This is a genomic window from Xanthomonas sp. WCS2018Noco2-27, from assembly GCF_031843525.1.
GTDB lineage: Bacteria > Pseudomonadota > Gammaproteobacteria > Xanthomonadales > Xanthomonadaceae > Xanthomonas.
The window spans coordinates 840,847-853,123 of sequence record NZ_JAVTIK010000001.1 but is presented as its reverse complement, the minus strand read 5'-3'; the positions used below and the strand labels follow the sequence as shown (position 1 = coordinate 853,123).

Annotated in this window: 15 protein-coding genes; 4 read left to right on the top strand and 11 right to left on the bottom strand. The window is 64.2% G+C overall.

The window, feature by feature from the left end; translation table 11 throughout:
* Window positions 1-66 precede the first annotated feature (66 nt).
* The 10 genes from lolD to RQH86_RS03670 all read right to left on the bottom strand — a co-directional run bounded on the left by lolD (window position 67) and on the right by RQH86_RS03670 (window position 6,801).
* Window positions 67-801: a lipoprotein-releasing ABC transporter ATP-binding protein LolD gene (lolD, locus tag RQH86_RS03715; protein WP_161961624.1), complete on the bottom strand. Its 735-nt coding sequence runs from the start codon at window positions 799-801 to the stop codon at window positions 67-69.
* Window positions 794-2,035, bottom strand: coding sequence for a lipoprotein-releasing ABC transporter permease subunit (locus tag RQH86_RS03710; RefSeq protein ID WP_055854177.1), 1,242 nt, complete (start codon window positions 2,033-2,035; stop codon window positions 794-796). The genes lolD and RQH86_RS03710 overlap by 8 nt, the downstream gene beginning before the upstream one ends.
* 23 nt (window positions 2,036-2,058) lie before the next feature.
* The gene (locus RQH86_RS03705) at window positions 2,059-2,511 is read right to left on the bottom strand and encodes a hypothetical protein (RefSeq protein WP_311238229.1); all 453 of its coding nucleotides are present in this window, start codon (window positions 2,509-2,511) and stop codon (window positions 2,059-2,061) included.
* A complete protein-coding gene (locus RQH86_RS03700; protein ID WP_055854170.1) occupies window positions 2,462-2,710 on the bottom strand; it encodes a succinate dehydrogenase assembly factor 2 in 249 nt (82 codons plus the stop codon). Before RQH86_RS03700 ends, RQH86_RS03705 begins: the two co-directional genes overlap by 50 nt.
* Before the next feature lie 113 nt (window positions 2,711-2,823).
* Window positions 2,824-3,606, bottom strand: coding sequence for a succinate dehydrogenase iron-sulfur subunit (locus RQH86_RS03695; RefSeq protein WP_055854167.1), 783 nt, complete (start codon window positions 3,604-3,606; stop codon window positions 2,824-2,826).
* A 16-nt stretch (window positions 3,607-3,622) separates the two neighbouring features.
* Entirely contained in the window at window positions 3,623-3,826 is a 204-nt protein-coding gene (locus RQH86_RS03690; RefSeq protein WP_311238228.1) for a hypothetical protein, read from the bottom strand.
* A 9-nt stretch (window positions 3,827-3,835) separates the two neighbouring features.
* Window positions 3,836-5,626: a succinate dehydrogenase flavoprotein subunit gene (gene sdhA, locus RQH86_RS03685; RefSeq protein WP_055854164.1), complete on the bottom strand. Its 1,791-nt coding sequence runs from the start codon at window positions 5,624-5,626 to the stop codon at window positions 3,836-3,838.
* Window positions 5,627-5,660: 34 nt separating this feature from the next.
* Window positions 5,661-6,047, bottom strand: coding sequence for a succinate dehydrogenase, hydrophobic membrane anchor protein (gene sdhD, locus RQH86_RS03680; RefSeq protein ID WP_311238227.1), 387 nt, complete (start codon window positions 6,045-6,047; stop codon window positions 5,661-5,663).
* Complete coding sequence (sdhC, locus tag RQH86_RS03675; RefSeq protein ID WP_055854159.1) at window positions 6,044-6,436, bottom strand: succinate dehydrogenase, cytochrome b556 subunit; 393 nt, start codon at window positions 6,434-6,436, stop codon at window positions 6,044-6,046. Before sdhC ends, sdhD begins: the two co-directional genes overlap by 4 nt.
* Window positions 6,437-6,492: 56 nt before the next feature.
* A complete protein-coding gene (locus tag RQH86_RS03670; protein WP_311238226.1) occupies window positions 6,493-6,801 on the bottom strand; it encodes a DUF1674 domain-containing protein in 309 nt (102 codons plus the stop codon).
* Here RQH86_RS03670 and RQH86_RS03665 point away from each other — a divergent pair.
* Entirely contained in the window at window positions 6,703-7,575 is an 873-nt protein-coding gene (locus tag RQH86_RS03665; protein WP_311238225.1) for a folate-binding protein, read from the top strand. The genes RQH86_RS03670 and RQH86_RS03665 overlap by 99 nt on opposite strands.
* Here the strand turns inward: RQH86_RS03665 and ugpC are convergent.
* Window positions 7,572-8,660 carry a sn-glycerol-3-phosphate ABC transporter ATP-binding protein UgpC gene (ugpC, locus tag RQH86_RS03660; RefSeq protein WP_115527856.1) on the bottom strand — a complete coding sequence of 363 codons (1,089 nt, stop codon included), beginning with the start codon at window positions 8,658-8,660 and terminating at the stop codon, window positions 7,572-7,574. The two genes, RQH86_RS03665 and ugpC, sit on opposite strands and share 4 nt — an antisense overlap.
* Window positions 8,661-9,081: 421 nt before the next feature.
* Here ugpC and zwf point away from each other — a divergent pair, with 421 nt between their 5' ends.
* From zwf to pgl, 3 genes are read left to right on the top strand one after another with little or no spacing between them, the layout of a single operon-like run.
* On the top strand, window positions 9,082-10,512 hold the full coding sequence (gene zwf / locus RQH86_RS03655; protein WP_115513087.1) for a glucose-6-phosphate dehydrogenase: 1,431 nt from the start codon (window positions 9,082-9,084) through the stop codon (window positions 10,510-10,512).
* Window positions 10,509-11,516: a glucokinase gene (gene glk, locus RQH86_RS03650; protein WP_055854145.1), complete on the top strand. Its 1,008-nt coding sequence runs from the start codon at window positions 10,509-10,511 to the stop codon at window positions 11,514-11,516. Before zwf ends, glk begins: the two co-directional genes overlap by 4 nt.
* A complete protein-coding gene (gene pgl, locus RQH86_RS03645) occupies window positions 11,513-12,232 on the top strand; it encodes a 6-phosphogluconolactonase (RefSeq protein ID WP_115513088.1) in 720 nt (239 codons plus the stop codon). The genes glk and pgl overlap by 4 nt, the downstream gene beginning before the upstream one ends.
* Window positions 12,233-12,277 lie beyond the last annotated feature (45 nt).

Sequence of the window (12,277 nt, the reverse complement as noted above, 5' to 3'; positions counted from 1 at the left end):
ATATCGTGAGAAGTACGCCCACTTTACTGCGCGACACGACCGGCAACCCGGTCGCATCGCAAGCACTCACACTGCCGAGGGTGCCAGCTCGCGCAGCTTGCCTTGATGCAGTTCCAGCACGCGATCCAGACGACGCGCCAGGCTGCGGTCGTGGGTGACCAACACCAGGCTGGTGCGCTGCGCGCGGTTGAGTTCCAACATCAGCTCGAACACGGTGCCGGCAGTCTTGTCGTCGAGGTTGCCGGTGGGCTCGTCGCCCAGCACGCATCCCGGCTTGTTCACCAGCGCACGCGCCACCGCACAGCGCTGCCGCTCGCCGCCGGACAGCTCGCTGGGCTTGTGCTCGATGCGATGGCCGAGCCCGACCGATTCCAGGAGCTGCAGAGCCTGCCCACGCGCCACCGCCACCTCCTTGCCTGACAGCAGCACCGGCATCATCACGTTTTCCAGCGCGGTGAATTCCGGCAGCAGATGATGGAACTGGTACACGAAGCCCAGCGCCTGGTTACGCAGCCTGCCGCGCTCACCATCGGACAGCGCCGACATGCGCCTGCCAGCGACATACACCTCGCCCGACGTCGGAATATCCAGCCCGCCGAGCAGATGCAGCAACGTACTCTTGCCCGCGCCGGACGCGCCGACGATCGCCACCGTCTCACCGGTCGCCACCGACAGGTCCAGACCATCGAACACCGGCGTGCGCATCTTGCCTTCGGCGTAGGTCTTGGCCAGCGCCTCGGCGCGGATCACCACATCTGCTGGAGTTGACTTCTGCACGCGCGATTCCAGGATCTCATTCATAACGCAACGCCTCCGCCGGCTGGGTACGCGAGGCGCGCCACGCCGGGTACAAGGTCGCCAGGAAACTCATCACCAAGGCCACCAAGGTGATCACCACCACATCCTGGGTTTGCATGTCGGTGGGCAGGCCGGTGATGTAGTACACATCTTCGGGCAGCAATTTGACGCTGAAGATCGCCTCGATCAGGCCGAGGATGCGCTCCAGATTGAGCGTCAGCACGATGCCGCCGATCACCCCCATGATCGTGCCCATAAAGCCGATCAACGAGCCCTGCACCATGAACACCTGCATTACTCCGCCAGGCGACAAGCCCAGCGTCCGCAGGATCGCGATGTCGGCCTGCTTGTCGGTGACCAGCATCACTTGCGACGACACCAGATTGAACGCGCCCATCGCCACGATCAGCGACAGCAGGATGCCCATCACGGTCTTTTCCATCTTCAACGAGTGATAGAGATTGGCGTTTTCCTGGGTCCAATCGCTCACCCGGTACGGGCCGTGCAACTTCAGCGCCAGATCGCGCGCGACGTTCCAGGCCTGATCCATGTCATGCAGGCGCAGCCGCACGCCGGTGACGCCATCCATGCGCAAGACCCGCCCCAGATCCTGCATGTTGACCACGGCAAGGCCGCGATCGATCTCGTTGTAGCCGGCTTCGAAAATCCCGCTGACGGTGAAGCGTTTGAGCCGCGGCATCGCGCCGAGCGGCGTGGCCTGCGTGTCGCTGAGCAAGACAACGATGCTGTCGCCCACATCCACGCCCAACCACAGCGCCAGCTCCTTGCCGATGACGATGTTGTAGGAACCCGGGGTCAGGCTATCGACCGAACCCTGCTGCATCTTCTTGGCCAGCACCGACACCTTGTTCTCTTCGGCCGGAACGATGCCACGCACGATGGCCGGCTGCTTGCGCGGGCCCTGCAGCAGCGATTCGGTTTCGATATACGGTGCGGCGCCAGCAACACGCGGGTCGGCCATGGCGACCTCGACCGCATGCTGCCAGTCGCGCATCGGCGCACCTTCGGCGCTGACGGTGGCATGCGCGGCCATCTGCAATAGGCGGTCGCGGATTTCCTTCTGAAAACCGCTCATCACTGCCAACGTGGTGATCAGCACGGTGACGCCCAGGGCGATGCCCAGGATCGATGCCATCGAGATAAACGAGATGAAGCCATTGCGCCGCTTGGCACGCAGGTAGCGCAAGCCGATGGCAACCGGGATAGGTTTGAACATGCGGTTCAACCAGAAAAGGGACGCTATGGTGACACTTGCGGACGCCCGGACGAAATCGCGTGTGCCTGGGCGGCCAGACGCAGTTCACGTCGTTGCGGCGCCGGCAAGGTATCCGGCCAGAAATGCAGGCGCTCGCGGCGCGCATCCAGCCGGGTCCATGACACCACCGCAATCGGCCCGCGCCAGGCAACCTGCAGGTTCTGCACCTGGGTGCCGTCAATGCTGGCGGGGCTCTCGCCCCACGGCACCACCAACTGCCGCAGTGGCGAACGCAACAGCAGCCACAGCGATCTTCCGACCGATACCGGTACAACGATGGACGAGATGACAGCCAACCAAGCCGGCACACCGCTACGCCAGACGGCGCACAGTGCCAGCACGGCGAGCAGGCTCAGTGCGCAAACAAGCCCGCGCGAGGGCCGCCATTCAAGCCGGCAAGGCGCGAATATCGGCGATGAGTGCGGCGTTGGCGACATCCGGGCAAGCCTCGTAACCCATGAACCAGCGCCACAACTTATCGTCTTCGCAATCCAGCAGCTGTAGGAAAACCGCGCGTTCCGACTCGGAAGCCTGCGCCCAGCGTTGATCCAGATAGCGCCCGAACAGCTGATCCAGCTCGCGCATGCCACGCCGGCAACGCCACCGCAGCTTTTTCAACAAGGTTTCTTCGTCCATCCCTCTCTCCTCCCTGCCCTGCGGCGGGGACGAAAACAACAGCGGCACCTGACCATCAGGCCGGTGCCGCTGAGAACCACATCCCGCAAACGCGAGACCTCTGTGCCTTGCGATCAGGCGCGACGCGCCATCATCAACTTCTTGATCTCGGCGATCGCCAGCGCAGGATTCAGGCCCTTCGGGCAGGTCCGTGCGCAGTTCATGATGGTATGGCAACGATACAACTTGAACGGGTCTTCCAGATCGTCCAGACGTGCGCCGGTGTCTTCATCGCGCGAGTCGACGATCCAGCGGTACGCCTGCAGCAAGATCGCCGGGCCCAGGTACCGCTCGCCATTCCACCAGTAGCTCGGGCAGCTGGTCGAGCAGCATGCGCACAGGATGCACTCGTACAAGCCGTCGAGCTTCTTGCGGTCTTCCGGCGATTGCAGGCGTTCGCGATCCGGCGGCGCTGGCGTCTGGGTGCGGATCCACGGCTTGATCGACGCGTACTGCGCGTAGAAATGTGTCAGGTCAGGGACCAGATCCTTGATCACATCCATGTGCGGCAGCGGGTAGATCGGCACTTCGGCCTTGCCGCAGGCATCGATCGCCTTGGTGCAGGCCAGCGTATTGGTGCCGTCGATATTCATCGCGCACGAGCCGCAGATGCCCTCGCGGCACGAACGACGGAAAGTGAGGGTCGGGTCGATCTCGTTCTTGATCTTGATCAGTGCGTCCAACACCATCGGGCCGCACTTGTCGAGATCGATCTCGTAGCTGTCGGTGCGCGGGTTGGCGTCGCCATCCGGATCCCAGCGGTAGACCTTGAAGGTGCGCGTGTTCTTGGCGCCCTGCGCAGGGTAATGCTTACCCTTGCCGATCTTTGAATTCTTGGGGAGGGTGAACTCTGCCATAGCTGCTCTCGTTGGCTCAGGCGATGCGCGGTGCGAGCGACAGCCGCACCGTGCGCATGAAGGTAAAAACGATGGATGCCGCCACCGAAGCGGCGGTGCAACGACCGGCGTATTGCCGGCGCTGCCCCTGCGTGATGAAACGCCCCGACCGCTGCAAGTAATTACCGCCACGCCAGGACAACCCGGCGGTTGGCTTCAATGCAGCGAAGGCGCGTTGCATGCGCATCGATCAGTAAACGCGCGGCTTCGGCGGGACGACATCCACGTCCTGACTCAGCGTGTACATGTGCACCGGGCGATATTCGAACTCGCACTTGCCCTTGTCGTCGACGGTGACCAGCGTGTGCTTCTGCCAGTTGACGTCGTCGCGGTCCGGGAAGTCTTCATGAGAATGCGCGCCGCGGCTTTCCTTGCGCTGCTCGGCCGAATTGATCGTCGCCACTGCATTGAGCAGCAGGTTGTTCAATTCGTAGGTCTCGATCAGATCCGAGTTCCACACCAGCGAACGGTCGGACACCTTGACGTCTTCGAAGGTGGCGAAAATCTCGGCCATCTTGTCCACGCCTTCTTTCAACGTTTTGCTGGTGCGGAACACCGCAGCGTCGGACTGCATGGTGCGCTGCATGTTGTCGCGGATCACCGAGGTCGGCGTGGAGCCGTTGGCATAGCGCAACTTGTCCAGCAGGCCCAGCGCCTTGTCGCAAGCATCGGACGGCAACGTCTTATGTGGCTGGTTGGGCTTGACCGTCTCGGCGCAGCGGTTTGCCACCGCACGGCCGAACACCACCAGATCCAGCAACGAGTTGGAACCCAGACGGTTGGCACCGTGCACCGACACGCAGGCGGCTTCGCCGATCGCGTACAGACCAGGCACCACCGCATCCGGGTCGTCGCCCTGCTTGCGCACGACTTCGCCGTAGAAATTGGTCGGAATGCCGCCCATGTTGTAGTGCACGGTCGGCAGCACCGGGATCGGCTGCTTGGTCACGTCCACACCGGCAAAGATGTGGGCGCTTTCGGCGATGCCGGGGAGCTTTTCGTTGATGACTTCCGGGCCGAGGTGGGTCAGGTCGAGCAGGATGTGATCTTTGTGCTCGCCGACGCCGCGGCCTTCGCGGATTTCCACGGTCATCGAGCGCGACACCACGTCGCGCGAGGCCAGATCCTTGTAATGCGGTGCGTAGCGCTCCATGAAGCGCTCGCCGTTGCTGTTGCGCAGAATGCCGCCTTCGCCGCGCACGCCTTCGGTGATCAGGCAGCCCGCACCGTAAATGCCGGTGGGATGGAACTGCACGAACTCCATGTCCTGCACCGGCAGGCCGGCACGCATCACCAGGCCGCCGCCGTCACCGGTACAGGTGTGAGCGGAGGTGGCACTGAAGTAGGCACGGCCATAGCCGCCGGTGGCCAGCACCACGCCGTGGGCGCGGAACAGATGCAACGAACCTTCGGCCATGTCGAGCGCCAGCACGCCGCGGCAGACACCCTCTTCGTCGAAGATCAGGTCAAGCGCGAAGTACTCGATCATGAAACGCGCGTTGTGGGCGAGCGACTGCTGATACAGGGTATGCAGCATGGCGTGGCCGGTACGGTCGGCTGCCGCGCAGGTGCGCTGCGCCGACGGGCCTTCACCGTACTTGGTAGTCATGCCACCGAACGGGCGCTGATAGATCTTGCCCTCTTCGGTACGCGAGAACGGCACGCCGTAGTGTTCCAGCTCGATGATGGCCGGAATCGCTTCGCGACACATGTACTCGATTGCGTCCTGGTCGCCCAGCCAATCGGAGCCCTTGATGGTGTCGTAGAAGTGGTAGCGCCAATCGTCTTCGCCCATGTTGCCGAGCGCGGCGGAAATACCGCCCTGCGCCGCCACGGTGTGCGACCGGGTCGGGAAGACCTTGGTCAGGCAGACCGTCTGCAGGCCTTTCTGGGCCAAGCCGAACGTGGCACGCAGGCCGGCGCCGCCGGCACCCACCACGACCATGTCGTACTTGTGTTCAGTGATCTTGTAAGCGGACATCTAATCTGGATTCCTGTTCTGTGTGCCCGATGACTCAGGCACCGCCCAGCGCGATGCGCGCCACTGCGAAAATGCTGACGATCGCGCCAAGCACGGCGATGAACTTCACCGTCGTCTGCAACGCCAGCGCCAGCAACGAGTTGTGGATGTAGTCCTCGAGCACGACCTGCAGGCCAAGCTGCGCGTGCCAGAACATCGCCACCAGGAACCCGACTAGCAACACCGCGTTCCACGGCTTGGACACCGCAGCGACTGCAGCCGTGTAGTCGGAACCGAGCAGGCTCAGCACGAATGCCACGAACCAGATCGCCAGCACGACCAGCGCTGTCGCGGTCAGACGCTGCATCACGAAATGTTCGGTACCGGTCTTGGCCGCGCCCAGACCACGCACATTTTTCAACGGGGTGCGATAGCGGCTCATGCGGAAGCTCCAGTCAGGACATACGCCCAGATCGCAGCGGTCAGCACCAGGCTAGCGATCACCGAGGTCCAGCTGCTGCGGATAAAGGCGGGAATGCTGAAGCCGCGGCCGAAGTCCTGGACGATGTGGCGGATACCGTTGGCCAGGTGATAGGTAAAAGCCCATGACCAGGCGAACAGGAACAACTGGCCATACCAGGCGCCCAGATGCTGGGTCAGGCAATTCCAGTGGTCCTCACCTAGCATCAGCAAGAGCAGCGAGACTGCGATGACCAGCGCGCCTCCGGAAAGGATGACGCCGGTAGCTCGATGCAGGATCGAGGTCGCCATCTGGATCTGCCAGCGGTAGACCTGCAGATGTGGAGAAGTGGGACGTTCGCGGATCGCCATTCGCTGGGCTCGTTTTCTCGGCTGGGCGGCACTAGGCCGCTGTGGCTAAAAGCTGCTCAAAAATCGATGCAGCGTCCATTTTTTTCCCAGTCGCCGTAGCGCGTTGGCTCGGGGCCGTCGCGTCCACCAATCTCCTTCGGCAGTGGCTTCTTCTCGGGAATCTGCTCCTGAGGGGAAGGCTGCGTCTCGGAATCCAGCGCTGGGGTGGGGGTTGGATGGCCTATCATAGTGGTCTCACAACGTTGCGATTTTAGTCCTCCCCCTCCATGGCTGACAACCTGAATCTTATTCCACAGGGTTTTGGCTCCCTGCACGACATGCAATACGTCCGACTGGTCGGGACGGATGCAGTGTCGTTCGCGCATGCCCAATTCGCCAATGACGTCCAGGCGCTGGCGATCGGGCAGTGGCAATGGAATGCGTGGTTGACGGCGAAGGGGCGCGTGATCGCCATCTTCGCACTTCTGCGTGAGGACGACGCGCAGTTGCTGATGGTGTTGCCGGACGGCAACGCGGCCGAAATCGCCGCGCAACTCGGCCGTTTCGTGTTCCGGCGCAAGCTGAAAATCAACGCGGCCGCGCTGCTTGCGTATGGCGGTTTCGCGGCGCCAGAGCATGCGCAAGGCGCACATGCCGAGATCGGAACGCTGCGTATCGCACTGGATATGGGCGTCGCTGCCCTGACACGCACGCTCTTGCTTTTCAGCGACGACGCATTGGCCGCGCCTATCGAATTGCCCAGCATCGACGCGCAATGGCGCCGCGCGGATCTGCAACTAGGTCTGGTTCGCCTGCCGGATGCGCAGCGCGAACAATGGACGCCGCAGCAACTGGCACTGGACCGCCTGCAGGCTTTCAGCGTCAAGAAGGGCTGCTACCCGGGTCAGGAGATCGTTGCGCGCACGCATTTTCTGGGCAAGGCCAAGCGTGCGTTGCAACTGTTGGAGACTGAAGGCGCTGCCCAGGCGGGCGATAGCGTCGAACTGGACGGTGCAGCCATCGGCACGGTGGTCAGCGTTGCCGGCGATCTGGCGCTGGCGGTGTTGCCACTGGAATTGACCGTGGACGCCAGCACCACCCTGCAAGCCGGCGCGCACCCGGCGCGCCCGCTTGCCATCTTGTCCGGGCTGGAGCGTTAAGCCGGCTCCAGCCGCTGCCCGGTTGCCGGGTCGAAGAAATGCAGGGCATCGCTGCGCAATGCCAGGCGGAGAGGCTGCCCGACCACTGGCAGCGCCTGCGGCGCGACGCGGATCACCAGCGGCTGCCCGCCGCGATCGAGGTTGAGGAAGATCTCGTTGCCGACCGGCTCGATGACCTCTACCTGCGCATCGAAGCCCAACTGCGCATCGCTGGACGGCTGCAGATGCTCGGGGCGCACGCCGACGATCACGTCCTGACCGAACCAGCGGCGATCGACCTGCGCGGCGCCCAGCGGCACCCGCCAGCCGTCGGCCATGACGAGATGCAGGCCATCCTGCTCATCCAGCCGTCCCTGCAGCATATTCATCGCCGGGCTGCCCAGGAAACCGGCAACAAACAGGTTGGCCGGACGGTCGTACAGCGCCATCGGGCTGTCGATCTGCTGAATCACGCCGTCCTTGAGCACCACGATGCGCTGACCGAGGGTCATCGCTTCGACCTGATCGTGGGTGACGTAGATCATGGTGGTGCCGAGCTTGCGATGCAGCTGCGCGATCTCGGTGCGCACGCTGTGGCGCAACTTGGCGTCCAGATTGGACAGCGGTTCGTCGAGCAGGAACACCGACGATTCGCGCACCATCGCCCGCCCGAGCGCCACACGCTGACGCTGGCCGCCGGACATCGCCTTGGGCAACTTGTCGAGCATCGGGGTCAGGCCCAGCAGTTCGGCGGCGTTATTGACGCGCTCGGCGATGACCTGTTTCGGGTGACCACGCAGCTTGAGCCCGAAGGCCAGATTTTCCGCCACGGTCATGTGCGGGTAGAGCGCATAGCTCTGGAACACCATGGCGATGTCGCGGTCCTTCGGCGCCACGTCGTTGACGACGCGTTCGCCGATCTTGAGCGTGCCCGCGCTGATGTCCTCGAGCCCGGCGATCATGCGCAACAGCGTCGACTTGCCGCAGCCGGACGGCCCGACCAGCACCATCAGCTCGCCGTCGGCCACCTCGAAGCTTGCGCCCTGCACCGCCACCTGGCCGTTCTCATAGACCTTGCGGACACCTTCCAACTGCACTTTCGCCATCGTTCGGCCTCAACGTTTGTATGCGCCCTGCCCTCGGCCCTCCCGATGGCAATGACGACCGACCCGTTTGCGAGGAAATCTCCTGCAAACGAATGCATTGGTTTATTCTGACATGTAATCGTTTTCACATGGCAACATCGATCTCGGGAGGGACCATGCCGCTACCGACCCACGCCGCCGTTTCCGGCGACGTTACCTGCATTGCGCGAGCGGGCATTCCGCCACGCAGGTGCAGGTATGCCGCCCAGGCGCTAACCGCTGGCCACCAGTTGCTGCAACAATCGGGGATTGGGCGTCGCCGTCCATCCCCCGCTGCGCGCACGCAAGTGTCGCTCAGGAACAGACGTACCGACCGCCGGCTGTCCGGCGCCTTTTCGCGAAACTGCTGATAACGATGTCTCCAGAATCTGAAACTCGGTCCATGCACAACACCCTGATCCTGTTCGGCGCTACCGGCGATCTCGCCCAGCGCTATCTCTTTCCGTCCCTGCTGCGCCTGTTCGTCGACGGCCTGCTGCCGGAGGACTTCCGTATCCGTGCGCTGGCATTGTCGCCGCACGATACCGAGGCTTTCCGTGAAGTGTTACGGCCACGCCTGACCGAAGCGCTGCCGATTGCCACCCCGGAGCAGATCCAGACGCTGCTGCAGCGCGTGGATTACCGCTCGGTGGACCTGCGCAATGCCGAATCGGTGGCCGATGCAGTCCGCGAGCTGGCCAGCCGCCAGATCGTGAGCTACCTGGCGATCCCGCCGGGGCTGTATATCAGCACCTGCCAGGGCCTGGCCCTGGGCGGTGCGCTGGCAGCGCCGCACCGGCTGATGCTGGAAAAGCCGATCGGCCATGACTCCGATAGCGCTCGCGAGATCCTGCAGTCGATCGGCGCGCTGATCGACGAAGATCGCGTGTTCCGCCTGGACCATTACCTGGGCAAGGCGGCGGTGCAGAACCTGATCGCGCTGCGCTTCGGCAATACGCTGCTCGAAGCAGTCTGGAACCGGACCTACATCGAGTCGGTACAGATCCTGGTCGCCGAAAGCGAGGGCGTGGACGGACGCGATGCGTATTACGCGCGCTCCGGCGCGCTGCGCGACATGGTGCAGAGCCATATCCTGCAGCTGCTGTGTCTGGTGGCGATGGAGCCGCCGGCGTCGCTGGAAGCCGACCGCATCCGCGACGAGAAGGTCAAGGTGCTGCGTGCGCTGCGCCCGATGACCGCCGAACACGCCGCGCACGACAGCGTGCGCGGTCGCTACACCGCCGGCACCATCAACGGCCAGCCGGCGCAGGCCTATCACCCGCCGGAAGGCAGCGACGTGGAAACCTTCGTCGCGGTGACCGCGCATATCGACAACTGGCGCTGGGCCGGCGTGCCGTTCCATCTGTGCACCGGCAAGCGGCTGGCCGAGCGTTCCACCCGCATCGTGGTCACGCTCAAGCCGGTGACGCATTGGTTGTTCGAGCGCCCGGATCGCCAGAACGCGGTGCCCAACCGCCTGACCTTCCAGCTGCAGCCGCAGGAAAACATCGAGCTCGGCCTGATGAGCAGCCTGGCCGGCCCGGAATGGGGCGCGATCGAACTGCAACCGCTGGAACTGGAATTGTCGGTGCCGACCGGCCTGCACCGTCGCATCGCTTACGAGCGGCTGTTCGTGGATGCCTTCAACGGCAACCCGGCACTGTTCGTGCGCGACGACGAGGTCAAGGCTGCCTGGTCCTGGATCGACAGCGTCAGCGATGCCTGGAAAGACGCAGCCTTGCCGCTGCAGCCCTACCCCGCCGGTAGCTGGGGCCCGGACACTGCCGCACCGTTCCTGCCTCCTGCCACCGACGCACAGGGAAACACCGCATGACCGCTCCTTCCAAACCGGTGCTGGTTGCCGATATCGGCGGAACCAACGCGCGGTTCGCGCTGGCCGATGTCGATGCATCGGTCCCTTTGCTGGATGACACCTCGCGCGAGTTCGCGGTGGTGGAGTTCGCTTCGCTCGGCGAAGCCGCGCGGTACTACCTCGACCAGATCGGCGTGCAGGCCACCCAGGGCGTGTTCGCCGTGGCCGGCCGCGTCGATGGCGACGAAGCGCGCATCACCAATCATCCGTGGGTGATCTCGCGGTCGCGCACCGCTGCCATGCTGGGCTTCAGCACCCTGCACCTGATCAACGACTTTGCAGCGCAAGCCATGGCAATCAGCCTGCTGCGTCCGCAGGATGTGGTGCAGGTGGGCGGTGCCAGCTGGCGGCCGGCGCCGATCGATCAACCGCGCAACTACGGCGTGATCGGTCCCGGCACCGGCCTCGGCGTGGGTGGGCTGATCATCCGCAACGGGCGCTGTTTTCCACTGGAAACCGAAGGCGGCCACGTCAGCTTTCCGCCCGGCACGCCGGAAGAAATCCGTGTGCTGGAAATCCTCTCCGAGCAGTTCGGCCGGGTCTCCAATGAGCGGCTGATCTGCGGCCCCGGCCTGGTCAACATCCATCGCGCATTGAGCGAGATTGCCGGCATCGACCCGGGCCCGCTGGAACCCAAGGACATCACCGCACGTGCGGCGGCCGGCGACCCGCGCTCTGCGCGCACCATCGACCTGTTCTGCGCCATCTTCGGTGCGATCGCTGGCGACATGGTGCTGATGCAGGGTGCATGGGATGGCGTGTTCCTCACCGGCGGGCTGGTGCCCAAGGTGCTGGAGTCGCTGCAGCACTCCGGCTTCCGCCAGCGCTTCGAACACAAGGGCCGGTTCTCCGCGATCATGTCGCGCGTGCCTTCGCTGGCAGTCATGCATCCGCATGCCGGCCTCTTGGGCGCCGCAGCGTATGCGGTGGATGCACAGCGTCAGCATCCGGGGGAGCAGCGATGAACCTGCAGGACAACCCGCGCATCACCCTGGTGCGCTACGAAGATCCCGCCGAGTGGACCGAAGCGGTCGCCGGCGAAATGGCCGATCTGCTGGAACAGGAGATTTCGCGCCGCGGGCAGGCGCGCATGCTGCTCTCCGGCGGCACCACACCGGCGCCGGTCTACGAATCGCTGGCGCACCGTCCGCTGGACTGGTCGCGGGTGGAGGTGGGCCTGGTCGATGAGCGTTGGCTCTCGCCGCAGGATCAGGACAGCAACGCGTGGCTGGTCAATCACAGCTTCCTGACCCATGCGCCGGCTGCGACCTTCATCCCGTTGGTGCGTCCCGGCAAGCAATTGCCCGAGTGCGTGCACACCGCCAACCTGCAGGCCACCCATGCCGAACCGGCTTGTCTGGCGGTGCTGGGAATGGGCGGCGACGGACATACCGCATCGTTGTTCCCCGGTTCGACCGATCTGCCCAAGGCGCTGGCCAGCCCGCAGCCGTACGCATCGCTGGACGCGACCGGTTGCCCGGGCGCGAACCAGTGGCCGCTGCGGATCACGCTGACGCCGACCGGCCTCGCCGCGATTCCCACCCGCCTGCTGCTGTTGCGCGGCAAGCAAAAGCTCGATGTGCTGCAAGCCGCACTGGCTGGCGAGGACATCAGCGAGTACCCGATTCGTGTCGCGCTCCAGCAGCCCGGTCCGCGTTTGCGGGTGCATTGGTGCGGTTGAGTGCGGGCGGATGCCGCGAGCCCTTCGCGAAAGCGGATGCGCTGT

Coding starts and splice junctions, on each gene's coding strand:
- lolD (WP_161961624.1), bottom strand. CDS start 801: ATGAATGAGATCCTGGAATCGCGCGTGCAGAAGTCAACTCCAGCAGAT.
- RQH86_RS03710 (WP_055854177.1), bottom strand. CDS start 2,035: ATGTTCAAACCTATCCCGGTTGCCATCGGCTTGCGCTACCTGCGTGCC.
- RQH86_RS03705 (WP_311238229.1), bottom strand. CDS start 2,511: ATGTCGCCAACGCCGCACTCATCGCCGATATTCGCGCCTTGCCGGCTT.
- RQH86_RS03700 (WP_055854170.1), bottom strand. CDS start 2,710: ATGGACGAAGAAACCTTGTTGAAAAAGCTGCGGTGGCGTTGCCGGCGT.
- RQH86_RS03695 (WP_055854167.1), bottom strand. CDS start 3,606: ATGGCAGAGTTCACCCTCCCCAAGAATTCAAAGATCGGCAAGGGTAAG.
- RQH86_RS03690 (WP_311238228.1), bottom strand. CDS start 3,826: ATGCAACGCGCCTTCGCTGCATTGAAGCCAACCGCCGGGTTGTCCTGG.
- sdhA (WP_055854164.1), bottom strand. CDS start 5,626: ATGTCCGCTTACAAGATCACTGAACACAAGTACGACATGGTCGTGGTG.
- sdhD (WP_311238227.1), bottom strand. CDS start 6,047: ATGAGCCGCTATCGCACCCCGTTGAAAAATGTGCGTGGTCTGGGCGCG.
- sdhC (WP_055854159.1), bottom strand. CDS start 6,436: ATGGCGATCCGCGAACGTCCCACTTCTCCACATCTGCAGGTCTACCGC.
- RQH86_RS03665 (WP_311238225.1), top strand. CDS start 6,703: ATGGCTGACAACCTGAATCTTATTCCACAGGGTTTTGGCTCCCTGCAC.
- RQH86_RS03670 (WP_311238226.1), bottom strand. CDS start 6,801: ATGCGCGAACGACACTGCATCCGTCCCGACCAGTCGGACGTATTGCAT.
- ugpC (WP_115527856.1), bottom strand. CDS start 8,660: ATGGCGAAAGTGCAGTTGGAAGGTGTCCGCAAGGTCTATGAGAACGGC.
- zwf (WP_115513087.1), top strand. CDS start 9,082: ATGCACAACACCCTGATCCTGTTCGGCGCTACCGGCGATCTCGCCCAG.
- glk (WP_055854145.1), top strand. CDS start 10,509: ATGACCGCTCCTTCCAAACCGGTGCTGGTTGCCGATATCGGCGGAACC.
- pgl (WP_115513088.1), top strand. CDS start 11,513: ATGAACCTGCAGGACAACCCGCGCATCACCCTGGTGCGCTACGAAGAT.